At 64.5% G+C, this 23,170-nt stretch carries 27 protein-coding genes and 1 riboswitch; of the genes, 9 read left to right on the top strand and 18 right to left on the bottom strand.

The features are described 5' to 3' along the window. Positions 1-68: 68 nt before the first annotated feature. On the bottom strand, positions 69-857 hold the full coding sequence (locus BEP01S_RS07745; RefSeq protein WP_062242014.1) for an alpha/beta fold hydrolase: 789 nt from the start codon (positions 855-857) through the stop codon (positions 69-71). A 44-nt stretch (positions 858-901) separates the two neighbouring features. Next, entirely contained in the window at positions 902-1,402 is a 501-nt protein-coding gene (locus BEP01S_RS07740) for an SRPBCC family protein (RefSeq protein WP_062242013.1), read from the bottom strand. Between the two features lie 93 nt (positions 1,403-1,495). On the opposite strand from BEP01S_RS07740, the gene BEP01S_RS07735 reads away from it, so the two are divergent. Beyond that, entirely contained in the window at positions 1,496-1,954 is a 459-nt protein-coding gene (locus BEP01S_RS07735) for an NUDIX hydrolase (protein ID WP_039210496.1), read from the top strand. A 49-nt stretch (positions 1,955-2,003) separates the two neighbouring features. Here BEP01S_RS07735 and BEP01S_RS07730 read toward each other — a convergent pair whose 3' ends face one another. The 3 genes from BEP01S_RS07730 to BEP01S_RS07720 form a co-directional block, all read right to left on the bottom strand. Further along, positions 2,004-2,960: an ABC transporter substrate-binding protein gene (locus BEP01S_RS07730; protein ID WP_062242011.1), complete on the bottom strand. Its 957-nt coding sequence runs from the start codon at positions 2,958-2,960 to the stop codon at positions 2,004-2,006. 100 nt (positions 2,961-3,060) lie between these two features. Further along, entirely contained in the window at positions 3,061-4,539 is a 1,479-nt protein-coding gene (locus BEP01S_RS07725) for an amino acid permease (RefSeq protein ID WP_062242008.1), read from the bottom strand. A gap of 106 nt (positions 4,540-4,645) precedes the next feature. Then, entirely contained in the window at positions 4,646-5,992 is a 1,347-nt protein-coding gene (locus tag BEP01S_RS07720; RefSeq protein ID WP_062242006.1) for an FAD-dependent oxidoreductase, read from the bottom strand. Between the two features lie 125 nt (positions 5,993-6,117). On the opposite strand from BEP01S_RS07720, the gene BEP01S_RS07715 reads away from it, so the two are divergent. Then, positions 6,118-6,726 carry a TetR/AcrR family transcriptional regulator gene (locus BEP01S_RS07715; protein ID WP_218004332.1) on the top strand — a complete coding sequence of 203 codons (609 nt, stop codon included), beginning with the start codon at positions 6,118-6,120 and terminating at the stop codon, positions 6,724-6,726. Between the two features lie 7 nt (positions 6,727-6,733). Here BEP01S_RS07715 and BEP01S_RS07710 read toward each other — a convergent pair whose 3' ends face one another. Genes BEP01S_RS07710 through BEP01S_RS07700 form a run of 3 tightly spaced genes read right to left on the bottom strand, consistent with a single transcriptional unit; the run spans position 6,734 to position 9,908 of the window. Beyond that, complete coding sequence (locus tag BEP01S_RS07710) at positions 6,734-7,987, bottom strand: alpha-hydroxy acid oxidase (RefSeq protein ID WP_062242002.1); 1,254 nt, start codon at positions 7,985-7,987, stop codon at positions 6,734-6,736. Between the two features lie 47 nt (positions 7,988-8,034). Next, positions 8,035-8,709 carry a response regulator gene (locus tag BEP01S_RS07705; protein WP_244882152.1) on the bottom strand — a complete coding sequence of 225 codons (675 nt, stop codon included), beginning with the start codon at positions 8,707-8,709 and terminating at the stop codon, positions 8,035-8,037. Positions 8,710-8,717: 8 nt separating this feature from the next. Continuing rightward, positions 8,718-9,908, bottom strand: coding sequence for a sensor histidine kinase (locus BEP01S_RS07700; RefSeq protein WP_157070544.1), 1,191 nt, complete (start codon positions 9,906-9,908; stop codon positions 8,718-8,720). A 154-nt stretch (positions 9,909-10,062) separates the two neighbouring features. Here BEP01S_RS07700 and BEP01S_RS17100 point away from each other — a divergent pair, with 154 nt between their 5' ends. Continuing rightward, positions 10,063-11,292 (top strand): DedA family protein, encoded by a 1,230-nt coding sequence (locus BEP01S_RS17100; RefSeq protein ID WP_244882151.1) that lies wholly within the window; start codon positions 10,063-10,065, stop codon positions 11,290-11,292. Here BEP01S_RS17100 and BEP01S_RS07690 read toward each other — a convergent pair. Further along, positions 11,246-12,199, bottom strand: coding sequence for a ketopantoate reductase family protein (locus BEP01S_RS07690; RefSeq protein WP_062241998.1), 954 nt, complete (start codon positions 12,197-12,199; stop codon positions 11,246-11,248). The two genes, BEP01S_RS17100 and BEP01S_RS07690, sit on opposite strands and share 47 nt — an antisense overlap. Beyond that, positions 12,196-12,879, bottom strand: coding sequence for a thiamine phosphate synthase (gene thiE / locus BEP01S_RS07685; RefSeq protein ID WP_244882150.1), 684 nt, complete (start codon positions 12,877-12,879; stop codon positions 12,196-12,198). Before thiE ends, BEP01S_RS07690 begins: the two co-directional genes overlap by 4 nt. Before the next feature lie 11 nt (positions 12,880-12,890). Beyond that, a riboswitch (TPP riboswitch) is annotated at positions 12,891-12,994 on the top strand. Between thiE and thiO the strand changes: the two genes are divergently transcribed. The 4 genes from thiO (at position 12,984) to moeB (ending at position 16,423) form a co-directional block, all read left to right on the top strand. Beyond that, positions 12,984-14,165: a glycine oxidase ThiO gene (gene thiO, locus BEP01S_RS07680; protein WP_062241996.1), complete on the top strand. Its 1,182-nt coding sequence runs from the start codon at positions 12,984-12,986 to the stop codon at positions 14,163-14,165. (Overlaps the previous riboswitch by 11 nt.) Next, positions 14,162-14,419: a sulfur carrier protein ThiS gene (gene thiS, locus BEP01S_RS07675; RefSeq protein WP_062241994.1), complete on the top strand. Its 258-nt coding sequence runs from the start codon at positions 14,162-14,164 to the stop codon at positions 14,417-14,419. Before thiO ends, thiS begins: the two co-directional genes overlap by 4 nt. 1 nt (position 14,420) lies before the next feature. Then, complete coding sequence (locus tag BEP01S_RS07670; protein WP_039210486.1) at positions 14,421-15,188, top strand: thiazole synthase; 768 nt, start codon at positions 14,421-14,423, stop codon at positions 15,186-15,188. Next, positions 15,185-16,423 carry a molybdopterin-synthase adenylyltransferase MoeB gene (moeB, locus tag BEP01S_RS07665; protein WP_062241992.1) on the top strand — a complete coding sequence of 413 codons (1,239 nt, stop codon included), beginning with the start codon at positions 15,185-15,187 and terminating at the stop codon, positions 16,421-16,423. Before BEP01S_RS07670 ends, moeB begins: the two co-directional genes overlap by 4 nt. Positions 16,424-16,473: 50 nt before the next feature. On the opposite strand, the gene BEP01S_RS07660 is transcribed toward moeB, so the two are convergent. Further along, entirely contained in the window at positions 16,474-16,989 is a 516-nt protein-coding gene (locus BEP01S_RS07660; RefSeq protein WP_083532619.1) for an SRPBCC family protein, read from the bottom strand. 23 nt (positions 16,990-17,012) lie between these two features. Between BEP01S_RS07660 and BEP01S_RS07655 the strand changes: the two genes are divergently transcribed. Further along, complete coding sequence (locus BEP01S_RS07655) at positions 17,013-17,657, top strand: mismatch-specific DNA-glycosylase (RefSeq protein WP_062242300.1); 645 nt, start codon at positions 17,013-17,015, stop codon at positions 17,655-17,657. On the opposite strand, the gene BEP01S_RS07650 is transcribed toward BEP01S_RS07655, so the two are convergent. The 5 genes from BEP01S_RS07650 to BEP01S_RS07630 form a co-directional block, all read right to left on the bottom strand. Continuing rightward, complete coding sequence (locus BEP01S_RS07650) at positions 17,654-18,283, bottom strand: thymidine kinase (protein WP_062241988.1); 630 nt, start codon at positions 18,281-18,283, stop codon at positions 17,654-17,656. The two genes, BEP01S_RS07655 and BEP01S_RS07650, sit on opposite strands and share 4 nt — an antisense overlap. Then, positions 18,276-18,944: a PepSY domain-containing protein gene (locus BEP01S_RS07645; protein ID WP_098730911.1), complete on the bottom strand. Its 669-nt coding sequence runs from the start codon at positions 18,942-18,944 to the stop codon at positions 18,276-18,278. Before BEP01S_RS07645 ends, BEP01S_RS07650 begins: the two co-directional genes overlap by 8 nt. Positions 18,945-19,047: 103 nt before the next feature. After that, entirely contained in the window at positions 19,048-19,509 is a 462-nt protein-coding gene (locus BEP01S_RS07640; protein ID WP_062241984.1) for a VOC family protein, read from the bottom strand. A gap of 14 nt (positions 19,510-19,523) precedes the next feature. Continuing rightward, positions 19,524-20,096, bottom strand: coding sequence for a mycothiol transferase (locus BEP01S_RS07635; RefSeq protein ID WP_062242299.1), 573 nt, complete (start codon positions 20,094-20,096; stop codon positions 19,524-19,526). Positions 20,097-20,156: 60 nt separating this feature from the next. Next, complete coding sequence (locus tag BEP01S_RS07630; RefSeq protein WP_062241982.1) at positions 20,157-20,798, bottom strand: hypothetical protein; 642 nt, start codon at positions 20,796-20,798, stop codon at positions 20,157-20,159. Positions 20,799-20,893: 95 nt separating this feature from the next. Between BEP01S_RS07630 and BEP01S_RS07625 the strand changes: the two genes are divergently transcribed. Next, entirely contained in the window at positions 20,894-21,199 is a 306-nt protein-coding gene (locus BEP01S_RS07625; protein ID WP_306306258.1) for a YrhK family protein, read from the top strand. On the opposite strand, the gene BEP01S_RS07620 is transcribed toward BEP01S_RS07625, so the two are convergent. Together BEP01S_RS07620 and BEP01S_RS07615 are read right to left on the bottom strand one after the other, a co-directional pair. Beyond that, on the bottom strand, positions 21,132-21,668 hold the full coding sequence (locus BEP01S_RS07620) for an HXXEE domain-containing protein (RefSeq protein WP_062241977.1): 537 nt from the start codon (positions 21,666-21,668) through the stop codon (positions 21,132-21,134). The two genes, BEP01S_RS07625 and BEP01S_RS07620, sit on opposite strands and share 68 nt — an antisense overlap. Positions 21,669-21,759: 91 nt before the next feature. Then, the gene (locus BEP01S_RS07615) at positions 21,760-23,169 is read right to left on the bottom strand and encodes an ATP-binding cassette domain-containing protein (protein ID WP_062241975.1); all 1,410 of its coding nucleotides are present in this window, start codon (positions 23,167-23,169) and stop codon (positions 21,760-21,762) included. Position 23,170: the final 1 nt, after the last annotated feature.

The following is a 23,170-nucleotide window of genomic DNA, read 5'->3' as shown; positions in this document are numbered from 1 at the left end:
TCCTGAGGGTTTGAGTCCAATTGTGCTCGTCGCTGTGGCAACGTCGAGCGCTTTCAGCATATTCCTTTTCAGGGGCAGCTGAGGAATGCCGTCAGTGCTGAGACGAACTCCCGCGGCTTCTCCGAATGCACCCAATGCCCCGAGCCTTTGACGGTAAGGAGGGTGGTGCGGGGGAACAGACTGCGCATCTGCGGCAGGTCGTCACGGTCGACGTAGTCCGATTTCTCGCCGGCGACCCAGAGTACGCGGTGGTCGAATTCGGCACCGCCCATGTCCGGGAAGTCCCCGATGATATCGAGGCTCGAATGCAGCAGAGCCAGGTTGGGCTGCCAGGAATACCCCGCCGAGGAGGGGCGCAGGTTCTGCAGCAGGAATCCCCTGATCGCAGCCTCGGGGATCGGCTCCTGAAGTGCGGCATCGGCGTCGGTGCGCGATTCGATCCGGTCGAGGTCGAGGGCGGCGAGGCTGGAGAGCAGATGGTCGAAGACTCCGGTGGACCCGCCGGCGTTGGGTCCGATGTCGACGACGACGAGGCGGTCGATGAGTTCCGGGTGACGCAGGGCGAGCACCATGGCGACCTTTCCGCCCAGGGAATGCCCGACCAGGTGCACGGGTTGGTCATCGGGGTCGACCGCCTCGGCGATATGGGCGGCCACCGCATCGGCGAGCTCGACGTAGTCGAAGGTCTCGGTCCATTCGGACTCGCCGTGATTGGGCAGATCGACCAGCAGGCTGGAGAAGTCGGGCTCGATGTCCTTGGCGATTCGGGTGAAGTTCTTGCCTCGGCCGAACAGTCCGTGCAGGAAGACGACCAGGCGCCCGGATTCGCCGATGCGAGTGCTGTTGATGGTGGTCACGTCTTCAGCCTATCCCGAGTCGCTCCGCACTCCGGCGACCCCCACTACGATTCGCCCTCGGCGGTCACGGCATGTTCGAGGCTTTCCAATGAGGCGTCGAGGAACTCGGCGGGGAAGGGAGGGAATCCCCCGAACTCCTCCCGGGTCGCCTCTGTCGTTGCGGACCAGTCGTAGGTCAGGGTCACCTCGGTGCCGGCATCGGTCTCCTTGAGGTCGTAGCGCCAGCTCCACCCGCCCGGGATGATCCGCCCGGCTTCGTCGGCCTGGCCGGGATCCCAGCCGATGGCATGCGGAGGATCGAAGGTGGTGACGGTGTTGTCGATGCGGTACGCCCCGCCCACGACGTCGAGGTACATATCCATCGAGAACACCTGTCCAGCCGCCGTGATGGGCGCGTCATCGATGGCGCCGCGAACCCAGTCGCCGGGTTCGGTCTCATGGTGGCGTCTCGGGTCGGCCAGCAGCGCGAAGATCTTCTCGGCGGAGACGGGGATCGTGCGAGTATGCACGAGCCTGTCGTTCGGGGTCTGCGGCTGTTCGCTCATGTCTTCACACTATGTATCCGCATGCCGCCGAACAAGAGATCCGTGCCGACTTCATTCATCGGTGACCGGTGCCGACGCGGGTAGGGTGAGGTCATGCACTTCTCCGAATATGACACTCGACTTGCCGGTTACGCGGTCATCGTCAATGACGACGACGAAATCCTCCTCAGTTGGTTCAACGGCGGGAAGGACCGCCTGCACGCGATCTGGACGCTGCCCGGCGGCGGGATCGAGTTCGACGAGAGCATCGAAGCGGGCACGATCCGGGAGATCAGGGAGGAGACCGGCTTCGACGCCGAACTCGTCCGCCCCCTGACAACGCATTCGTTCACGGAGCCTCGTCGCAATCCGGCTTTCGGCGACTCGACGGCTCGTCCCTTCAAAGGAGCCCGCGTCGTCTATGAGGCTCGGATCATCGGCGGCACCCTGGGTACTCTCGAAGTCGATGGGACGACGGATCGGGCGGAATGGCTGCCGATCGATTCGCTGCAAAGCGTGCGGCACGCCCGCATCATCGACCTCGGTCTCGATGCGTGGCGTGCCGCCGTGTGAGTTCTGCTTAAGTTCTGCGCAGGGGCGCGCAGCAGCGCTCGTCAGTCGGTTACTTCACCTTGTCGGCGATGAGTCCCGGGAGCTCCTCCGCGGTGTACTTGGCCGAGAGGATCGAGTTGAGTGAGAATGCCTTGCGGATGTCGTCATTGTCGTTGGTCAGAACGAGGTCGTGCCCGTCCTTGACGGCAGGAATGCGCTTGTAGGCAGCATCCTCGGTGACATCCTTGTCCTCGATGTAGATCGGGAACGTCAGGAGCAGGTCCGCGTCGAGCTGATCGAGGTTCTCCTCGGAGATCGGCACGGAGAAGCCCTCCGCCTTCATTCCGGAGATCGTCTCGGACTGCTTGAAGCCGAGCTGCTCCATGACCTGCACGCGACCTGATTCCTCGACGTAGGCACCCCATCCCTCGGAGGTCTTCGCTGCCACGGTCACGGACTTGTCCTTGAACTCCGGATGGGCTTCGCGCGCATCGGCGTAGGTGTTGTCGAGGTCGTCGAGCAGCTTCTTCCCGTCGTCTTCCTTGCCGAGCGCCTGGGAGACGAGGTCGACCTGCTGGTCCATCGTCGTCAGGTAGTTGTCGCCGCCTTCTGGCACTCCGACCGTGGGAGCGATCTCGGAGAGGCGGTCGTAGCGCTCCTTCTCTCCGGAGCTGTTCGTGTCGAGAATGACATCGGGCTCGAGCGCGGCAATGGCCTCGTAGTCGGGTTCCATCGTCGCGATGATCTCCGGGGCTTCGTCGTAGAGGTCTTCGGCCCAGGGACCGACGCCTTTGCCGCCGAACTCGACCCAGTCGGACGCGCCGACGGGCTGGACTCCGAGCGCCAGAGCGGTCTCGGCATCTCCCCATCCCAGCGCCACGACCTTCTGCGGGTCGGCGGGCACCTCGACGGCGCCGAACTTCGTGTCAACGGTGGGGCCCGAGGCTTCGTCGGCTGAATCCGTTCCTCCGCCGCAGCCGGCGAGGACGAGAACAGAGGCAATCACTGGGGCGAGAATACGGCGCATGGAATCCTTCTTGAGTAGTTAGGCGAGCCTAGCTTAACTCATCTTTCCGGCGGCGCGATTCCCACCGAAGTGTCGCCTCGGCGAGGTTCCGACTCTCGGATCAGGGTGCCTTGATCTCGAGTCCCTCGACGCCCATGTCATCGAGAGCGACCATGCGTGAGCGCCGGCCGGTGACGATGCGGTGGATGATCCACAGGAGCAGGAACGCCGGAAGCCCCGCATAGGCGCTGGCCACCTGGAGCAGCTGGCCGTTGACGATGGCCTGCACATTCTGGCCGATGATGACGACGATGAGCATGATGAGCGCGATGACCGGGCCGATCGGGAACAGCGGCGCCCGGTAGGGCAGGTCGGCAACGGCATGCCCCTGCCGCACGTAGGCGCGGCGGAACCGGAAGTGACACCATGCGATGCCGACCCAGACGATGAAGCCGGAGAGTCCGGAGACGTTCATCAGCCAGGTATAGGCTCCACCGTCGCCCATGATCTCGGTGAGGAATCCGAACAAGCCGATCATGGCGGTGGCCAGCAGTGCCATGACGGGGACTCCGCGTTCGTTGAGTAGGGCGAACAGCCTCGGCGCGGTTCCCTCTTTGGCCATGGCATAGAGCATGCGGGTGGAGGCGTAGAGGCCGGAATTGCCGGCTGACAGGATCGCGGTGAGGATGACGGCGTTCATCATCCCGGCGGCTACGGCGATGCCTGCGCGTTCGAAGACGAGGGTGAACGGTGAGGCGGTGATGTCTTCGTTGTTCGCCGAGGCCAGCAGGGAGGGGTCCGTGTAGGGCAGGAGGAAGCCGATGACGGCGATGGCGCCGATGTAGAAGAGCATGATGCGCCAGAACACGGTGCGGATGGCTCGCGGCATGTCCTTGCGGGGATTCTCCGACTCCCCTGCGGTGACGCCGACGAGTTCGGTGCCCTGGAAAGAGAACCCTGCGATCATGAACACGCTGATGACGGACATCCATCCGCCGACGAACGGAGCCTCGCCCGTCGTCCAGTTGCTCATTCCGGGTGAGGTTCCCCCGAGGATGCCGAAGATCATGAGCACGCCGAGGACGAGGAACGCCAGGACGGCAGTGACCTTGATGGCGGCGAACCAGAATTCGCCTTCGCCGAAGGCTTTCGCGGACAGGAAGTTCAGCCCGGCGAGGAGGATGAGGAAGACCGCTGCCCAGATCCACGACGGCACATCGGGGAACCAGAAGGACATGATGACACCGGCGGCGACGAGTTCGGCGGCCAAGGTGATCGCCCAGTTGAACCAGTAGTTCCAGCCCATGGCGAAGCCGAATGAGGGGCTGACGTATTTGGTGCCGTAGGTGTGGAAGGATCCGGCGACGGGCAGGTGTGTCGACATCTCGCCGAGGGACTGCATGACGAAGAGGACCATGATGCCGATCGCGGCGTAGGCCAGCAGCGCACCGCCGGGTCCGGCCTGGGAGATCGTGCCGCCGGAGCCGAGGAAGAGTCCGGTGCCGATGGCGCCTCCGATGGCGATCATCTGCAGGTGGCGAGACTTCAGTCCCCGTCGGAGTCGGCGTTCTTCGCTCGCCGAGGCGGCTGTCATTCCCATGGTCATCCTCGTTCGTGGTTCGGCAGGTCCGCGCACGAGGACCCTGGCCATTCCTACCACACACGAGCCCGTTCGCGGCCGGTGGGGACGCAGGGTGGGAGGAGGGTCACATCCGCTCAGGCGGGGATTCGAGCAGCTGCAGAATCGGCTTGAGCGCGGAGCGGATGCTGATGACGCGGAACGCCTGGTCGCGGGCGAAGGCGAAGAGTCTGGACCGGCCGAACATCAGTCGGGCCAGAGACCGCGAATTGTCGTGAGCGGCCTCGACACGCGGTCGTTGGCGGGCTTCGAAGCGCTCGAGCGCGGTCACCGTTCCGGAGGCGGCCGAACTGTCCGCGCTTGAGGCCGTGCTGGGCCGATCGCCCAGGGCGGAGAGTTCGTCGGCGAGCACTCCGGCCGATTCCATCGCCATGCCGGCGCCGATTCCGGCCGTGGGCAGGAACCCGGCCGCCGCGTCGCCGAGCAGAACGGTCCGCCCGTGGCTCCAGCGGCGTGCCCGTGAATCCCGCAGCGGCCAGAAGAAGGGTGATTCGGCCTCCGCGACCGCGGTGAGACAGGCGTCGATCCGTGGAGTCAGCTCCGTGAGACGGCTGCGGACTTCCCCGGCGAATCGGCGTGGGCCGAGCGGCTGCCGAGTGTCGGGACAGCCGAGGAAGACGCCGACCGCCCCCTCGACCGGATACATGCCGAAGAAGAACCCGTCGCCCCAGATCTCATCGACGGCACTCTGATCATCATCGGCTTCGGCCCAGCAGACCCATCCGCCCCAGGTTGTGTCCACTGACGACACGGGCGAGGGCCTGCCGGGGTCGGTTGTGGCGTGAATTCTGGAGTCGGTCGAGGCGGGCTTGGCGGATTCGGTTGGGCCGGCCTTGCCGGTGGCGAGTTCGCGGGTGCGGGAATTCATTCCGTCAGCAATGACGACGACATCGAATTCGTGCTCCGACTCCTGGTCTCCTTGGTCTCCTTGGTCTCCTTGGGCCAGAGTCACAGTGGCGCCGCCCTCGGACAGTTCCGTCACCGTAGTGCCGAACGCGATCGGGCAGTCGCCGTCGGTGAGCACGTCGAGTAGCGCTGCGCGGGAGATTCCGCGGTAGTCGCCGTAATCGGCCAGCAGGTCACCGAGGTGGTCCTGCCTGAGGACTCTGCCGGTATGCACATGGGCGATATAGCGGTCGATGCCGACGCTGGCTTCGAGGTAGGCCTCCCGGCAATCGAGTTCATCGATGATGGGATCGACCATCGGCATGAGGGCGAGCATATATCCGGCACGGTTGTCACCGATCATCCGACCGGAGTCGGCCGAGCGGTCGATGAGGACCGGGTGCATCCCGCGACCCCGAAGCAGCTGAGCCAGGGCGATTCCTGCGATTCCGGCTCCGACGATGAGGACGCGCGGCTCTTCTGGACGCACGTCTTTCAGCTGGCCATCGACCGTTGCCGCGATGATCATGCGTGGACTCCCTCCTCAGCCCGATCCGATATGGCGGTTCCACTGTGGACCGAGTGGTCCACACACGATATCACCGACTGGACCGGATGGTCCATAGACTGGATGGCGATTGCTACACTGACGACGTGTCCGAGACTGCGTTGGCGCGTATGCGCCCCGAGAAGCGCGCCGCACTCATCGATGCCGCCGCGCGAGAATTCGCTTCGCGAACGTTCGAGGAGGCGTCGCTCAATCGCATCATCTCCACGTGCGGGATGAGCAAGAGCTCCTTCTACCATGTCGTCGACTCGAAGGACGACCTCTTCGCCCTCGTCGTCGCCGATCTCGCTGCATCCGCCGGCCGGTTCTGGACACCGCCTGCTCCGGAGACTTTCTCAGACGGGTTCTGGGACCGAGCACGCTCGGTCTGGGAGGACGTTGCGCGAACATGGCCTGAGAGCCCCGAGCTCACGCGTCTGTGGCACATCGTCTATGCGAATCCGGACAGTCCCGCGGTCCGGGAGCTCGCCGGCCGAGTCGAAGAATGGGTACGCTCCATGCTCACCGTCGGGCGTAAGGTCGAGGCGATTGATGCCGAGTGTCCGCTCGAACTCCAGACCCTGACGGTGTTCTCACTGCTGCGCACCTTCGATGAATGGGCTCTCACGCTGATGGAGAACGACAATGCAGCCGTCGATTCCGAGGAGGTCTCGGTCCATCAGTTCCGACTGCTCACACGCCTGCTGCAGGTCTGACCGAGGCTCACATGGTGTCGGCCGGCAGGTTCCGGTCTGAGGCCGGTGCCTGAGGCAGTCCTCGAACGAGGTCGGGACCGAGATCGGAGAGGCTGCGGGCCCCCATGAGTCCCATGGCGGTGAGGATCTCCTGCTGGATGAGGGCGATCGCCCTCTCAACGCCTCGCTGACCGCCGGCCATGAGGCCGTAGAGATACGCCCGGCCGATGAGCACGAAGTCCGCCCCGGCGCACAGTGCGGCGACGACGTCGGTGCCGGACATGATCCCGGAGTCGAAGATCAGCTCCATCTCCGGTCCGACCTCCGCACGGACTTCGACCAGTGAGGTCAGCGAGTCCGGAGCCCGATCGAGTTGGCGGCCGCCGTGGTTGGAGACGACGAGTCCATCGGCGCCGACGGATTGGGCGCGCTGGGCATCCTCGGCGGTGAGAATGCCCTTGACGAACAGTCGTCCGTTCCATTGTTCGCGGATCCACCGGAGGTCGTCGAGGTCGAGCGTCGGATCGAACATCGTCTTCGTCATCTCTGCCAGCGATTGAGAGGTGTTCGACAGTGACGCGTACTTCGGCGGTTCGGTGGTGAGGAAGTTGAACCACCACCCGGGACGATAGGAGGCGTCGAGGATGGTCCCCAGCGTCAGTCGGGGTGGGATCGTCAGGCCGTTGCGGTGATCGCGCAGACGCTGACCGGTGATCGGGGTGTCGACGGTGACCAGCAGTGTCTCGTATCCGCTGGCGGCGGCCCGCTGGATCAGGTCGAGGCTGCGCTGCCGGTCCTTCCACAGGTAGAGCTGGAACCACCGGGTGGAATCCGGTGCCGCCTGCGCGACGTCTTCGACCGAGGTCGTGCCCATCGTCGACAGCGAGAACGGGATTCCGGCCTTCGCCGCCGCCCTCACTCCGGCGACTTCGCCTTCGGAGTGCATCATGCGCGTGTAGCCGGTCGGGGCGATGCCGAAGGGCAGTGCGGTTCGGGTGCCGGCGATCGTCGTCGACGTATCCGGGGCGTCGACTCCGTGGAGGATGCGGGGAAGAAGCTCGACGTTGCCCAACGCGTCACGGTTCTTCGCCAATGTCCGCTCATCCAGAGCAGCACCGTCGACATAGTCGAACGGAGCCGTCGGCGTCACCCGCTTGGCGATGCGACGGAGGTCCCAGATGTCTGCGGCCGACTCCAACCTCGCGGCGACCCGATCGAGGCGAGGCAGGTCGAACTGCAGCAAGGGGGCAAGCTCTTTGAGATCAGGCAGTCGACGTTTCATTTCTCTCCTCGTTCTCGGCCCAGGTGGCAGTCAACGGTCCGATTCTTTCACTCCCGGTCGAGGTAGGCGAGCACTGCCTCGACCCGGCGGCTCGTCGTCTCCCCCGCTTGCAGGCCGAGTTTGTCGAAGATCGCGCTGATGGCCTTCTCGACGGAGCTGACCGATACGTAGAGCCGCTCGCCGATGCCCCGGTTCGATAGCCCCTCAGCCATCGCTTCGAGCACTTCGCTTTCCCGCGGGGTCAGTGTCGACAGCGTGTTCTGCCTCTCCGAGGTGGTGAGCAGCTGACGGACGACGTCGGGATCGATGACCGTTCCGCCCTCGGCAATCCGATGAACGGACTCGAGGAACCGGTCGATGTCCGTCACCCGATTCTTCAACAGGTAGCCGACGCCCACGGACTCGGTGCTCAGAAGCTCCGTCGCATACTCGCGCAGCACGTATTGGCTGAGCACGAGCACGCCGATGTCCGGAAAGCGTCGTTTGATCGCCAACGCGGCTTCCAGTCCTTCAGTGGTGTGAGTCGGCGGCATCCGCACGTCGACGATCGCCAGGGTCGGTCGCAGCTCGGCGACCGCCCGCAGCAGCTCCCCTCCGTCTCCGACGGACGCGACGACGCTGATCCCTTCGTCTTCGAGCAGACTGCGGACGCCTTCACGCAGCAGCACCGCATCATCTGCGAGGACGACGCGCATCTGATTCTCCGACTGTGTCTCTGTCATGGTCACCTCTAGCTCTTCTCACTCTTCGTGCTGCCCATCTGTGCTTCGGTTCCAAGCGGGATCCGGGCGCTCACTGTGGTGCCTGTGCCGTCTGCGGAGTCGACTTCGAGACTCCCATCGAGGGCACCGACCCGCCGCGCAAGCCCTTGGAGTCCTCCCCCGCGCGGATCGGCTCCGCCGACACCGTCATCGGAGATGGTCACGGTCAGCGTCGTCTGCGCCTCGGCGACGATGCCCACCGTGATCGCGGTCGCCTCGGCGTGTTTGACGACGTTCGTCACAGCCTCACGGACGACGAAGTAAGCTGCAGATTCCACTGCGGGCGGGAATCTGCCGTCCGGCACGGCCACGAGGGTCAACGGCACGGGACTGCGACCGGCAATCCTCTCGAGCACTGGACGAAGCCCATGCTCGTCCAGCGCTGTGGGATAGACCCGCCAGGCGACTTCCCGCATCTCGTCGATGAGGTCCTGGGACTGGACCAGCGCATCGTCGAGCAGGGCTTCGGTCTTCTCCGGGTCAGTGGCACGTCTGGCGCGAGCGATGAGCACGGACAGGGAAACGACGTTCTGCTGCACACCGTCATGCAGGTCGCGTTCGATCCGGCGTCGTTCCTCGTCGATGGCGAGAACGACTCCGCGGCGGGTCGTCAGCAGCTCACTGATGCGAGTGTAGACGGCGAAGGGGCGCTCCACCTCGACGAAATGCGCATCGACGCGACTGTGCGCCCAACTTGCCGCCTCGGCCAGGGCGATAGCTCCGATGAGGTTCGCCGCCCCGTAGAGGACACCGACGAAAAGCGTCGGCTGGGAGATCGACCACATGTCGAACCCGATGTTGACGGCTCCCCCGATGAAGAATCCCTGGAAGAGCGAACCGAGAGTGACGACGAAGAATCCGCCGAGGAGGTTCGCCGTGGGGATGATGGCGAGACCTGCGACGAGGCCGTTGCCGAGCAGGAATCGCCGTTTCATCGGTGCAGATGCGAGGACGAGTCCGAATCCGCGGGAGTGCCGGGCGAGTTCCCAGCCCCGGACTCTCGTGGCCACGCGTGAGGTGGGCGGGAGAACGGAGGTGATGACAAGCGGCAGGCACAGCAGACCACCCCACACGACAGCGAGGACGGACCGCGTCCACCGCGCGGCGAACATCCGTACTTCGGGAGGAAGGCGGGTGGACAGCGCGCTCGGCCAGGGCATGAATCGATCGTAGCAACGCCGATCGCCGACTCACAGGGGGTTCGACCGCAGTCTCGGATTCCGGTTTTCCGCAATAGTGCCTGCCGGTCGACCGCTCCGACATTGTGCCCGGCCGCGTACCGACCCCGCCTCCGGGTGCCTAGCGTGGATGAGTATGGATTTCGCACTCGAGCTGCTCACTGCCACTCTCGCCTCTCCGTGGGTGTACCTGCTCATCGCCGTGGCCGCGGCGCTGGATTCGCTCGTGCCGATTGTGCCCTCGGAGACTCTGCTCATCACCGCTGCGACCTTCGCCGCGACGGGGCAGCCGCACCCGGCAGGGCTCGTCCTCGCCGCTGCGTCCGGAGCCCTCCTCGGCGATCTGGCGGCTCATCTTGTCGGACGTTTCGCTGCGACCGAGGTCGGGCGGTGGCGGTGGTCTCGGGTTGCGAAGCTTCTCGACTCCGCCCATTCGGCTTTCTCTCACCGAGGCGGGACTGTGCTCATCGCCGGTCGGTTCGTTCCCGGGGGCCGCAGTCTGGCGACCATCGGCTCCGGCCTGCTCGGGTTCCCAGTCCGCGCCTTCCTGCTCTGGGACGGAATCGGAAGTCTGGCCTGGGCACTCTATTCGACGGGGATCGGACTCATCGGCGGCACGCTCTTCGAAGACCGGCCGCTGCTCGGAGTCGCCGTGGGCATCGGAATCGCCCTGGCCATCACCGGCAGCGCCGAACTAGTCCGCCGATTGCTGAGCCTGCGGCAGCGCCGTCGCACGCGCCACAGGCCCCGATTCGGCAATCTCCAAACTCGAGATGTCATCATGGAAGAGATGTCTCAAACACATGTGTGGTACGTCAGCTACGGATCGAACATGGCTCGCGATCGGCTCGCCTGCTATCTGCAGGGCGGGCGACCGCCAGGAGCGATGGTGACCTATCCGGGTGCCAGAGACGGCACACTCCCCCAAGCCGAAGCCGGGATCGATCTGCCCGGGACGATCTACTTCGCTGGTGAATCGAAAGTCTGGGGCGGCGGCATGGCCTTCTACGATCATTCCGTACCCGGACCGACGCCGGCCAAGGCCTACCTCATCACGGCAGAACAGTTCGCCGATGTGGCGGCTCAGGAGATGAACCGTCCACCCGAACCCGACAGTCCGCTGGAGCGGCTCGTCTTCGACCTGCCGGCGGGCAGCTCTCATTCGGTGGGTCCGGGCGGATACGAAACGCTGCTCGTCCTCGATCATGCCGACGGCGTCCCGATGGTCACGTTCACCGCCGCACACGGGTCGGCCGACACCGAGCACACTCAGCCGCAGGAGCCTTATCTGGCGATGCTGCGCACCGGCACTGCCGAAGTCAGGGCCGCTTCTGGGCTTCGCCTGCTCGCAGCTGCACAAGTGTGAGGTCGAGCAGCGGAGTCGCGACTCCCAGCTCCTCTGCCTTTGCCGCCAGATCGCCGAGGATGTGCTCCGTTTCGCTCGGCAATCCGGCCGACACGTCCCGGTAGAGGGATGAGGTGAAGGCCGAACCGTCCTCGGTGAGCATCTTCAGCGTCATGGCGTGGGAGGCCTCTGACACCGGGTGTCCGGCCGCTGCAGCCACCGCTTCGAGTTCATCGACGATGGTGTGCACATGCGACCGGCCACCAGCTTCCATGATTGCTCCGACCGGTGCGCGGAACAGGCAGGTGACGACTCCTGCCGCGGCAATGAAGGTCCACTTCTCCCACAGCCCGTCGATGATTCCAGCAACGGTCTGGAGTTTGAACCCGGGCACATCAAGGGCCTCGGCGATTCGTGCGGGCACGTCTGCACCTTGGAGATCGCCGATGGTCATCACGGCCATGTTCGTCAGCTGAACGACAGCTCCGTCTCTGATGGTGCCGACGATCTTGACGAATCCGCCGAGCACCTGCCCGGGATATCTGCTCTCCAGCTTCTCGATCTGAGCCATGCCGTTGAGGAACGGAATGATCAACGTCTGCTCGCCCACTGCCGGTGCAATGTCGTCGATGACCGAATCGAGGCCGCCGGCTTTGACCGCGACGATGACGAGGTCGAAGGTCTGTGGTGCGGCACTGAGTTCCTCGGCCGTGATGACCTCGACCTGATTCGTCCGATCAGCATCGGGAGCAGTGAAGCGCAGTCCCTCTTCGCGGACCTTCGCCGCCCGGGCCTGCCGCAGCAGGAACGTGACATCGCGTCCGGCCTCGAGCAGATAGGTGCCGAAGGCTCCGCCGGTGGCGCCTGCCCCGGCGATGAGAATCGACAGGTCGGCTCCGTCGACTGTGCTGTCAGCTGCTTCGGTCATCTCAACTCCTCCTTGAGCTCCCGAGCGGCCGCCGCGGGATCCTCAGCCGAGGTTATCGCACGGACGACGACCGCACGGTTCGCACCCGCCTTCCGGACCGCGTCCAACCTCTCGCCCGCCGCGATCCCGCCGATGGCGAACCACGGTTTGGTCGCCTCGGCGGCTGTGGCGCTCAGCAGCGCCGTGCCCACGGCAGCACGGCCGGGCTTCGTCGGGGTTTCCCAGACCGGCCCGACGCAGAAATAGTCGGTCTCCGGGTCCGCCTCGGCGGCGAGCGCCTGCTCGAGGGAATGCGTGGAGCGGCCGAGGAGGACATCGGGGCCGAGCACGGCCCTGGCCTGTCCGCTGGTGAGGTCTCCTTGGCCGACGTGGAAGACATCGGCGTCGGTGAGGAGCGCGACGTCGGCGCGGTCATTGACGGAGAACAGTTTGCCGTGGCGGGCGGCGGCATCTTTGAGGACCTCCAACGCAGCGATCTCGGCACGGGCTTCGAGCTTCTTGTCCCTCAGTTGGATGATGTCGGCTCCCCCACGAAAGGCGGCGTCGAGGAACTCCGCGAGGTCGCCTTGGGCGGTCCTGGCATCGGTGCACAGGTAGAGCGAGGCTTCAGCCAATCGGGCCTCTCTCCAGGCTCTCTTCGTCTGCCGTACTGCGGTGCGCGGTGGCATCTGTGTGGTCATGGTCATAGAGTAGAGGAGTTCGCGGGAGCCTCCCAACGAGGCTGAGAGGGCGTAAGAGCCGACCGTCAGACCTGATGCGGATCATGCCGCCGGAGGGAGAAGCTTTGAACGTCATTGTCGTCGGCGCCGGGATCATCGGCCTGTCCACGGCTTGGTATCTGCGCCGCCTCGGTGCCGAAGTCACCATCATCGATCCTGCCCCCGCGCTGGGGGCGAGCCATGCTGCTGCGGGGATGATCGCCCCCGCCGCCGAGGTGGTCTGGGGGCAGACTCCCCTGTACCCGTTGATGCAGACCTCGGCGCAGATGTACCCGGAGTTCGCTGCCGAGGTGGCGAGCGCTGCCGCAGCCGATCTCGGCTTCACGGATGCCGGAACGCTGGTGTGCGCTGGTGACCGAGCCGATCTGCAGGCGCTGCGGGAGCTGCGCGAAGCACAATCGCAGTCCGGTTCCGCCACGGAACTCATCACCGGCAGCGCTGCCCGCCGGATCGAACCGTCGCTCTCTCCTGCCGTGGCCGGGGCCGTGGACATTCCCGGTGATCGGTCGATCGACCCGCGTCGGGTCTCCACGGCTCTGCTGTCCGCACTGACCGCTGATTCAGGGTCTTCCCTCATTCGTCACGAGGTTGCCGAGCTGCTCAAGGACGGTGGTGCGACCAAGGGCGTCGAATTGAGCGATGGTCGCCGGTTGGCCGCCGATCAGGTGATCCTCTGCGCCGGCAGCTCCGCCAACGAGATCGTTGGTGCCCCGCAGCTGCCGATCCGTGAGGTCTGGGGCGATGTCCTGAGACTGCGAGCCCCTGCCGAGGCGACTCCCCTGCTGACTCGCACCATCCGCGGGCTGGTCAACGGCCGCTCCGTTTACCTGGTGCCTCGTCCCGATGGCGAGATCGTGCTCGGTGCCAGTTCTCGGGAAGACGGACTCTCCGGAACCCCCGCGGGGGCGATCCACCGGCTGCTCGCTGACGGGCAGCGTTTGGTCCCGGGCATCCTCGACGCGGAGATCACCGATATCACCACCCGCGCCCGGCCCGGTTCTCCCGACGACCTGCCGATGATCGGGCGCATCGATCCCGGCTGCGTCGTCAGTACCGGGTATTTCCGGCACGGCCTCCTCTTGGCCCCGTTCGGCGGAAGGCTCGGAGCCGAACTCACCGTGGGCACCGCTACCAACTGGCTGCCTGACGGGGCCCTCGAGTCCGTCTCCCCACACCGCTTCACTACCGACCACTCCACTGACCACACGAACCACGCCACTGCCCACTCGATGAGGAGAATTTCATGACCGACAGCGAACACTCACCGACCATCGTCCTCAACGGCGAGCACCATGAGCTCTCGGGTGCCGCCTCGGCGCTCGACCTCATCGCCGAGGTCACCGGACGGGAACTGAACCCCGACGGGACACCGACCGACGGTGGACGGCTGGGCATCGCGCTGGCCGTCGATGGTGAAGTCATCCGTCGCGGCGCCTGGTCCGATTTCACACTTGCCGACGGGCACACCGTCGACATCGTCACCGCAGTGCAGGGAGGCTGACATGACGTGGACGATCGATGACGTGGAGCTGACGTCCCGACTCGTGATGGGAACGGGTGGGGCGAGTTCCCTGAGCATCCTCGAAGACGCCCTGGTCGCTTCGGGAACCGAGCTGACCACGGTGGCGATGCGCCGCTTCGACGCCGAATCCCGGGACTCGGTCTTCACCATGCTGCAGCGTCTGGGGATCCGGGTGCTGCCGAACACCGCTGGCTGTTACACAGCGCGGGATGCCGTGCTCACTGCTCGACTGGCGAGGGAAGCGCTGGAGACGAACTGGGTGAAGCTCGAGGTCATCGCCGATGAGGACACACTGTTGCCTGACCCCATCGAACTCTTCGCCGCGGCCGAGGAACTCGTCCTCGATGGGTTCACGGTCTTCGCTTACACGAATGACGATCCGGCTCTGGCGAAGCGTCTGGAGGACGCAGGAGTGGCCGTGGTGATGCCGGCCGGTGCTCCGATCGGCAGCGGGCTGGGCATCCTCAACCCCCACAACATCGAAACCATCGTCTCCCGTGCGCAGGTGCCCGTCATCCTCGACGCCGGCGTCGGCACTGCTTCGGATGCGACTCTGGCAATGGAGCTCGGATGTTCGGCTGTGCTTCTGGCCTCGGCCGTCACTCGCGCCCATGATGCTCATGCCATGGCCCGGGCGATGGCCTTGGCCGTCGAAGCCGGTCATCTGGCGGCCGGTGCCGGGCGGATTCCCAAGCGACCTTTGGCATTGGCGTCCTCACCGTTCGACGGAATGGTTGCAGCACAATGAGCACTGCTGCCGCCGCCTTGCCGACGCTTCCTCCGCTCGTCGAACCAGTGGAAGCCCTGTCCCGGGCGGAGCTGGAACGCTACTCCCGACACCTGAGCCTGCCGGGATTCGGACTCGAGGGGCAACGGCGTCTGCGGGCCGCCTCGGTGCTGGTCATCGGGGCGGGCGGACTCGGGGCACCAATACTCAACTATCTGGCGGCTGCTGGGGTCGGGTCGATCACGATCATCGACGATGACGTGGTGGAAGCGTCGAATCTGCAGCGCCAGATCATCCACCGGGACGCCGATGTGGGCCGTTCGAAGGTCGCCTCTGCCGCCGACGCCGTGCACCGGCTCGATCCGAGCCTTGAGGTCCGCACGATCGAGGGGCGACTGACCCTGGAGAATGCGCTCGATCTGTTCGCAGACCACGATGTCGTCCTCGACGGGGCGGACAATTTCGCCACCAGGTACTTGTCCAACGATGCCGCCGAACTCACCGGCACCCCGTTGGTATGGGGCACGATCTTCCGCTTCGCCGGTCAGGTGAGCACATTCGTTCCTGGGCACGGGCCGATGCTGCGCGATCTGTTCCCGGATATCCCGGAGCCCGATTCGGTGCCGAACTGTGCCGAAGGCGGAGTCCTCGGGGTTCTGTGTGGAACCGTGGGTTCGGCGATGGCGACCGAGGCGATCAAACTCATCTGCGGCATCGGCGCCCCGTTCATCGGTCGGCTCCTACGCTATGAGGCGTTGACCGGAGAGTACTCGACCCTGCGGTTCTCTCCCGATCCGGACCGTCCCACGGTCACGGATCTCACCGAGGTGGCCGCCGCCTGCGCAGCAGTTCCGACCATCGGAAAGACGGCCGGCACTGCGGCGGACGAAATCGATGCCGCCGAATTTCGGGCTCGCAGAGACGAGGTGATCGTCGTCGATGTGCGAGAGGACTGGGAACGAGAGCTGACTTCCATCCCCGGATCGGTGCATCTGCCTCTCGACGATCTGCGAAACGGCGGATGGCAGGCTCTCGCCACGGTGCTCGGTGGCTCCGGCCCGGCGGGTTCATCTGACGATATCGTCATCCACTGCAAGTCAGGGGCCCGGTCAGCCGAGGCCGTCGAGTTCCTGTCCGGTTCGGTGCCGGCTAGCGTCCGTCTGCGCTCGCTTGCCGGCGGCATCGATGCATGGGCGGCTGCCGATGACCTTCCGGCAGCGCGAAACGAGCTCAGGCCACGCGAAACTCGAAAATAACGTCACCGGCGGCGGCATTTTCGAGTTTCGCGTGACCTGAGGAGTTCGGATCAGTGACAGCCCTGTCCCGACAGTCGCCGCCCGAGTCCGCGTTCGCCGGCTCGCATCACAAGCGCGTGCATGAGTCCCGACAGCGGTCGCATCGCCCTGATCAGGGTTCTGTTCGTCGTCACGCACCACATCGCATCGATGGCCGTCACCCCTTCGGAAGCGGTCAACGTCCATCGGCCCTCGCCGCGCAGATCGCCCTCCGACTGGAACCGGATGAGCTGGGGTGCTTCGACCTCTTCGACCTCGATGGTGAAGCGCAGCGACCATCCGATCGGAGCGCGGACCAGCAGGCGGGCTCGGCTGCCGGTTGTCACAGACAGATCCTCGGCATCAACACCACCAGGTCCGGTCTCGATCCGTTCCGCGGCGGTCAGCCCCGACCACCACCCGGGCCACTCATCGACTCGTTCCAGAACCGCCCACACTCGATCGATTCCGGCATCGACGATCCATCGGTCGTCGAAGTGGAAGGGGGCGGATTCTCCGGCGCGTGGGGTCACATGTTCGTGGCTCATGGTACGACGGTAGTGTGAAAGATGTGAGTGAGGACAACTTCGTCAGCAACCGTCGGCCATCCCCTCTGGGCGGCCGCAAACCGACCAAGGACGACCTTGCGGCGTTCGCGACGGATGATCCGAATGCGATCGACGATATCCTGCCATCCGATTCTTCCGGGTTGAAGATGCTCATCGTCGGCATCAACCCGGGGCTGTGGACAGCGGCGGTGAATGCACCGTTCGCGCGTCCCGGCAACCGTTTCTGGCCGTCTCTGCATCAGGCGGGTCTCACCGATCACCAGGTCGATGCCTCGTGTGGACTCGATCCCGCGGATGAACTGCAGCTGCTCAAACGCGGAATCGGACTGACGAACCTCATCGGGCGAGCCACCGTCCGTGCCGACGAACTCTCCCGGCAGGAGCTGCGTGAGTCTGCGGCTCACCTCATTGACCGTCTTGCCGATATCCGACCTCGTGCGGTCGCGATTGCCGGGATCACAGCGTTCCGTACCGGCTACCGGCTGCCGAAGGCTCAGCTCGGTCGGCAGGATACGACGCTGATCGAGAGATGGCCTGCCGATGTGGCACTGCATGTGGTTCCGCAGCCGAGCGGGCTCAACGCTCATTATCAGATTCCGGATCTCGCACGGATCTGGCGTGAGGTCTGGAACAGCATCGACGACTAAGCTTCCTGACTGCCGCCGGTGAAGTGCTGCCGACAGCGAGCGACATAGGTATCCAGTCCACCGATGTGGCTGGCATCGATCGCGGTCGCAGCAAGAGTCGAAGCGGGGGCCTGGGCGCTCGTCGCGGAGTTTGAATCGATCTGGCTCTCTGTCTGCTCCAGGCGTTGGTGGAACACAGCGTCTTTCCCGCAGACGGTGCAGACTGCAGTGAGTCTGAGGACCTCTTCGGCGACAGCCATGAAGCTGGGCAGCGGTTCGAACGGCTGCCCGTCAAAAGTCACGCACAGTCCTTCGACGATGACGCCGATCCCCTGGTGGAGGAATTCGTCGACTGTAGGGATGAGTTCCGGGCCGAAGAACTGCGCCTCATCGATGGCGATGAGGTCATAGTCCTTCTGTCGGGCCGCCTCGGCGATGGACGAGACGTCGCCGAGCGGCACAGCGGGAATATTCACCCCGGTGTGGGAGGTGATCGTGGAGATGTCCGAACGGGTGTCGAGAGAGTGGGACACGACGAGGACATCGATTTCGGCGATCGTGGCCCGCCGGACCCTGCGCATGAGCTCTTCGGATTTTCCGGAGAACATGGGCCCGGCGATGACCGTGAGGCGGCCGGTATCAGTCATCGACGCTCACTCGCTTGGAATTGGTGTCGACGGTGACTTCCGTGTCTTCGCCGTCCTTCTCGAAGTCGAACTGATACTCCTGCTTGCCGTCGTCGAATTCGAGCTTCCAGCTCACGAGCTTTCCATCGGATTTCTTCTGCGCACGCTTGAGGGCGTCGTCGAAGGTCATCGGATCGTTGAGGTCGATGGCCTTCTCTTTGTCATCGGTATCGTCCTTGTCATCGTGGACGACCTTGCCGGTTTCGGCATCGATCTCGACGTCGTGGTCGGTTTTGCCGTCGAGGACGGACACTTCGTACTGCCAGGCCTGATCGTCATCGTCCCAGTCGAGTTCGATGCTGTGAACGGTTCCGCCTCCGACCTTCTTCTCCGCTTTCTTGATCGCGTCTTCGGCACTGATCGCCGGCGATTCCTTGCTCAAGTCGGCATCGGCGCTCAAGCCCTGGCCGGACGAGTCCTCGGCCGATTTCGTCTCATCGTCCTTGTCATCACCGTTGTCGTCGGCATCCTCGTTCTGGTCGTCGTCTTCGGCGGAGCCGGCCGGGGCCATTTCGCTTGCCGCGGGCGAGTTCTGAGCCTCATCGGTTCCGTTTCCGGAATCACTTCCGCCGCACCCGGCCAGGCCGAGAGCGAGTGCCGCAAGTCCTGCCACTGTACTCATTGCCATGCGATTCGTCTTCATAGTTGCCACGCTAGCAAGCGAAAGCTCCTGACCAGTGGTTTCTGAGAACAATCTCATCTGGTCAGGCACGCGATTCGGGTGGTCAGTCAAGGCAGAATTCGTTGCCTTCGGGGTCGGCCATGACAATGAATCCTCGTTCCAACGGTGGGTCCGGATCGGTTCGGCGCAGCCGGGTTCCGCCTAGTTTCATAAGTCGGCTGCATTCGGTTTCGAGTACGTCCATCCGCTCATCTCCGTCGAGTTCGGGCGCAGTACGGACGTCGAGGTGCAGACGGTTCTTCACTGATTTGGGTTCGGGCACTGTCTGGAAGAAGAGACGGGGACCGACCTGTTCCGGGTCCTCGATCGCGGCACGCATGTCCTCAGGTCCGAGTTCGATTCCGAGGTCGGCGATGAATTCCTTCCAGGCAGCCATCGGGTCTTCGTCGTCACCGAGTTGTACTCCCGGAGGGCCTGGAATGGTGTAGCCGAGTGCTTCGGCCCAGAAGCGGGCGAGCTTTTCGGGGTCGTGGCAGTCGACGGTGATCTGGACTGTTCGGCTCATTGTCTTCTGACTTCCTATTGTCCGGTTCTGCCGTCGATGCATTCGCGCAGCAGATCGGCGTGACCACAGTGGCGGGCATATTCTTCGATGCGGTGGACAAGGAATTCTCGCACCGCAATGTCTTCACGGCCGACGTGTGTTCCGAGGTCAGCGTGTCTGCTGACTTCGGTGTCGGTGGCTTCCTGCTCCTGTTCGAGTCGGTCGAAGGCTTCAGTGAGGACGGCCTCGTCAGGGTGGGGCGAAATATCGCTGAGATCGAATGCAGCGTCCAAGCTCCCATAGATCAGTGGCTCGGACTCGCCTTCAGTGATCCAGTTCCGCCAGTCTCTCTCCACTTCGGTCAGGTGTCGGACCAGCCCGAGCAATGACATCGTCGACGGCGGGACGGAGAGCATCATCATCTGCTCAAGAGTGAGTCCCTGACATTTCAGATCAAGAGTCAGCCGGTAGTCGTGCAGGTAGCTGAGCAGTGTGGCGCGTTCTCCGCCGGGACTGTGCCCGTCGGTGTTGCGGGGATCGTCGTCGGGATCGACCCACATATCGGGGTAAACCGTGGCAATGCTCCAACGCTGCGGTGAGGTGGACATGGTGGCCATTCTTCTCCAGTGGGTGTTCGATCACTAGGGTTGAGGACGATTTGACAGGGTTCAGACAGCCAGACTCATGTCGAGTTCGAACAGACTGGGTGTCTCTTCTCGGATCACGGCTCCGAAAGCGAGCGCACCGCCGAAGAGGTCTTCGATCGTGTCGACCGTCTGCAGCACGCGGTCCCGGGAGAACTCGGGTATGAGGTCGTCGTGTTTGAGGTAGCCCTTGAGCGACCCCGTCGCGGCGGCCCTCACCCCGAGTCGTCCGGCGATGACCCAGGTGATGCATTCGGTTTCGAAGCGCGCCTGGGCGGCCTCGGCCTTCGACTCGGCCGAAGCCGCTCCGAGATCAGGCCGTGGTCTGCGATGGCCGGAGATGCTGAGCGCGAGTTCGGTGAGCAGGTGGGTCAGCATGACGGAGGCGCTGCGCGTCTGCGGAAGGTGGTCCGGCAGCAGATCCTTCCGCTGCAGTGTATTGATGACTGTGTGCACTCCGTCCCAGGTAGGTGCGCCCGACGCAGGCAGCGGACTGAGAACATCGACTGAGGCGCCAGACTGGCTCTGTGCGATGCGGGCTGCCTCGACGGCGGACAGGTGCGGGGACCGGCGGATGGCGGTAAGCAGCTGATCCCATGGCATCGGCGGCTGATGGTCGAGCTCCTCGATGCTATGGGAATCGAATGAGTGCGAGTTCTGATCCATGTCCTCACGGTAGATGCAGGCACTGACACGAGATTCATTGCTGATCGGCGTCCGCTTCCGGGCTGCGGCATTAGGCTCGCGGTAAGAAGGACCCAGTGGGAGAGGACAGAGCGATGGCTGAGGGCAATCGGGACATTCATCTGCGCATCGGGCGGGAAGAACTCGTTATCCGACAGCGCTACCAGGTCATCAGCATCGCCAATGATGTGCTCATCGGGCTGTGGTTCCTCATCGGCAGCTTCATGTTCTTCTCTGACTCACTGACCTATACGGGAACGTGGCTGTTCGTCATCGGCAGTGTCGAGATGCTCATTCGCCCGGTCATCCGTCTCGTCAGGCATCTGCATCTGCAGAGGCTGCGCAGCCCCGCAACCGCCGGGGACGACTCCTTCGACTTCTGAGCAGGGACAACCAGTCGATGCGGACGAGTATGTGAGCGGCCAACGCCACCGCGCCCATAGTCGGTGCTCCCAACCGCCAGTCAGCGGCTGTCAGCGGTTTGCCGAGCGAAGCGAGCTCTCGTCGAGCGTATGCGGCGCCCGGCCACATGACCGGCACTGCCGTGATCACCCCCGAGGTGTAGCGGCGGGCCACCGCTGCCGAGAGCAGATGAGTGAACACGTGGGTTTCGAGACCGGCGACAGACGACCGATAGAACCGAGAGCCACCCCGCGTTCGCACCCCGCAGATTCCGGCAGCGGCGAGCGCGGCACCGACCAGTCCGATCGCAGCCACGCTCTGCTTCGTCGTCATCCGCACAACGTCGACTCCCGTGAGGTCGGCGATATAGTCCGCCGACGCAGGGAAGGTCAGTGCCTCCTCAGCATCGTGGAGAGCCCAGGAGGCGAACAGCACTATCGGTCCGCGCATTGCGATCCTTTCAGTCGACGGTCCTCACAGCCTCATTGCACCACGCAATCGCATCGCGATCCCGCCACCTCGCTCCTTGGCACTTTCAAGCTCAAATTCGGTGGGCTCGCCCGTCAAGAAGTCGCAGTCGGTAGTGCGCGGACTCGCTCGCCCATCGCTGGTCGTGTGTGGTCGCCAGGACAGCTCCGCCTCGGCTGAGGAACCGTACGATGATCGCATTGAGTCGAGCCATCGCGGCCAGGTCGCGCCCGATCGTCGGTTCGTCGAGCAGCAGCACTGTCGCCTCGGTCATCAATGCCGAGGCGATGACGACGTCTTTGCGTCGGGGCAGGTCGAGGTCGAAGGGGTGTTCGTCGGCGACCTCGCTCAGATCGGTCGCAGTGAGTACGGCGTCCACCTCTGACCGGCGTTGCTCACGCACTCGAACTCGGTCTCGCCGTCGCTGCAGCGGCAACGGCACGGCGTGGAGCAGTTCGCGTTCCACTGTGGCGGCGGAGAGCTGCAGTCCCGGGTCCTGCCCCACCCACCCGAGGTGAGCGCTGCGGGCGTGGGTGGGCAGTGTGTCGAGCCGGTTCATCTCGCCGAGGCGGCTGACCGAGATCGTGCCCGCCACGGTCGCTGATCGGTCGAGCAGTCCGAGGAGGGCGCGCAGAAGGGTAGATTTGCCGACCCCGTTGGCTCCGGTGACGGTGGTGAGTTCGCCTGGCCGAAGGTCGAAGTGGAGACCATCGAGGATGCGTCTGCTCCCCCGGTCCACGGTGAGGTCGCGGACAGTGAGCACTGCATCAGTCTGTCTGCTCGTCGTCTCCGGGAGGGGCATGGCGTCATCGGGGAGGCTGTCCCAGACGCCGCCGGTTCGAATTGGCGCAGTCGCCGTCTGCAGCCGACCGGCATCAAGGAAGCGGACCTCCTGGCAGGTCCGAATGAGTTCGTCGGTCTGGTGACCGGTGATGAGCACTGCCCCTCCCCGGTCGCAGAATTCCTGCAGCACTGTTGCCAGACGTTTTCGCATCTGCGGGTCGAGGGATTGTGCGGGCTGGTCGAGGACGATCAGGTCGGGCCCTGGAGCGAGGATCCGCGTCAGAGCGACCAACTGCCTCTGCCCGCCGGAGAGCGTAGCCAGCCGATGGCCCCACAGTTCGCCGATTCCGAGCTGTCCGAGCAGACTCCGGGCTCGGTTCGCTGCATCGATCGGGTCGAGTCCATGGAGTCGACAGGCCAGCTGCGTCTCGTCTCCGACGTGGCTGGTCATTCCGCTCAGCTGCGCTTCGGGATCGTCGCCGAGCAGGGCGACCGTGCCGCCCAGGTCGACGGCGCCGGTGATGGTGCCGCGTGAAGCGAGCTGTCCGGACAGCAGGCGACACAGAGTCGACGTTCCCGATCCGAGCGGTCCGAGCACCGCAGTCATGCTTCCACGAGTGATTTCGAGGTCGATGCCGGTCAGCGCGGCAGTGTCCTCTCCGCGATAGGTGAAGCCTGCGTCCGTGATCGCAGCGGTCATC

The sequence above is a fragment of the Brevibacterium epidermidis NBRC 14811 genome, assembly GCF_001570805.1.
GTDB classification, from domain to species: Bacteria; Actinomycetota; Actinomycetes; order Actinomycetales; family Brevibacteriaceae; genus Brevibacterium; species Brevibacterium epidermidis.
The sequence above is the reverse complement of the archived record's forward strand: the minus strand, read 5'-3'. Positions and strand labels throughout refer to the sequence as shown.

Bases quoted from the DNA above. Each gene is read 5' to 3' on its own strand.
- BEP01S_RS07740 (WP_062242013.1), bottom strand. From the start codon at position 1,402: ATGAGCGAACAGCCGCAGACCCCGAACGACAGGCTCGTGCATACTCGC.
- BEP01S_RS07735 (WP_039210496.1), top strand. From the start codon at position 1,496: ATGCACTTCTCCGAATATGACACTCGACTTGCCGGTTACGCGGTCATC.
- BEP01S_RS07730 (WP_062242011.1), bottom strand. From the start codon at position 2,960: ATGCGCCGTATTCTCGCCCCAGTGATTGCCTCTGTTCTCGTCCTCGCC.
- BEP01S_RS07725 (WP_062242008.1), bottom strand. From the start codon at position 4,539: ATGGGAATGACAGCCGCCTCGGCGAGCGAAGAACGCCGACTCCGACGG.
- BEP01S_RS07720 (WP_062242006.1), bottom strand. From the start codon at position 5,992: ATGATCATCGCGGCAACGGTCGATGGCCAGCTGAAAGACGTGCGTCCA.
- BEP01S_RS07710 (WP_062242002.1), bottom strand. From the start codon at position 7,987: ATGAAACGTCGACTGCCTGATCTCAAAGAGCTTGCCCCCTTGCTGCAG.
- BEP01S_RS07705 (WP_244882152.1), bottom strand. From the start codon at position 8,709: ATGACAGAGACACAGTCGGAGAATCAGATGCGCGTCGTCCTCGCAGAT.
- BEP01S_RS07700 (WP_157070544.1), bottom strand. From the start codon at position 9,908: ATGCCCTGGCCGAGCGCGCTGTCCACCCGCCTTCCTCCCGAAGTACGG.
- BEP01S_RS17100 (WP_244882151.1), top strand. From the start codon at position 10,063: ATGGATTTCGCACTCGAGCTGCTCACTGCCACTCTCGCCTCTCCGTGG.
- BEP01S_RS07690 (WP_062241998.1), bottom strand. From the start codon at position 12,199: ATGACCGAAGCAGCTGACAGCACAGTCGACGGAGCCGACCTGTCGATT.
- thiE (WP_244882150.1), bottom strand. From the start codon at position 12,879: ATGACCACACAGATGCCACCGCGCACCGCAGTACGGCAGACGAAGAGA.
- thiS (WP_062241994.1), top strand. From the start codon at position 14,162: ATGACCGACAGCGAACACTCACCGACCATCGTCCTCAACGGCGAGCAC.
- BEP01S_RS07670 (WP_039210486.1), top strand. From the start codon at position 14,421: ATGACGTGGACGATCGATGACGTGGAGCTGACGTCCCGACTCGTGATG.
- moeB (WP_062241992.1), top strand. From the start codon at position 15,185: ATGAGCACTGCTGCCGCCGCCTTGCCGACGCTTCCTCCGCTCGTCGAA.
- BEP01S_RS07660 (WP_083532619.1), bottom strand. From the start codon at position 16,989: ATGAGCCACGAACATGTGACCCCACGCGCCGGAGAATCCGCCCCCTTC.
- BEP01S_RS07650 (WP_062241988.1), bottom strand. From the start codon at position 18,283: ATGACTGATACCGGCCGCCTCACGGTCATCGCCGGGCCCATGTTCTCC.
- BEP01S_RS07645 (WP_098730911.1), bottom strand. From the start codon at position 18,944: ATGAGTACAGTGGCAGGACTTGCGGCACTCGCTCTCGGCCTGGCCGGG.
- BEP01S_RS07640 (WP_062241984.1), bottom strand. From the start codon at position 19,509: ATGAGCCGAACAGTCCAGATCACCGTCGACTGCCACGACCCCGAAAAG.
- BEP01S_RS07635 (WP_062242299.1), bottom strand. From the start codon at position 20,096: ATGTCCACCTCACCGCAGCGTTGGAGCATTGCCACGGTTTACCCCGAT.
- BEP01S_RS07630 (WP_062241982.1), bottom strand. From the start codon at position 20,798: ATGGATCAGAACTCGCACTCATTCGATTCCCATAGCATCGAGGAGCTC.
- BEP01S_RS07620 (WP_062241977.1), bottom strand. From the start codon at position 21,668: ATGCGCGGACCGATAGTGCTGTTCGCCTCCTGGGCTCTCCACGATGCT.
- BEP01S_RS07615 (WP_062241975.1), bottom strand. From the start codon at position 23,169: ATGACCGCTGCGATCACGGACGCAGGCTTCACCTATCGCGGAGAGGAC.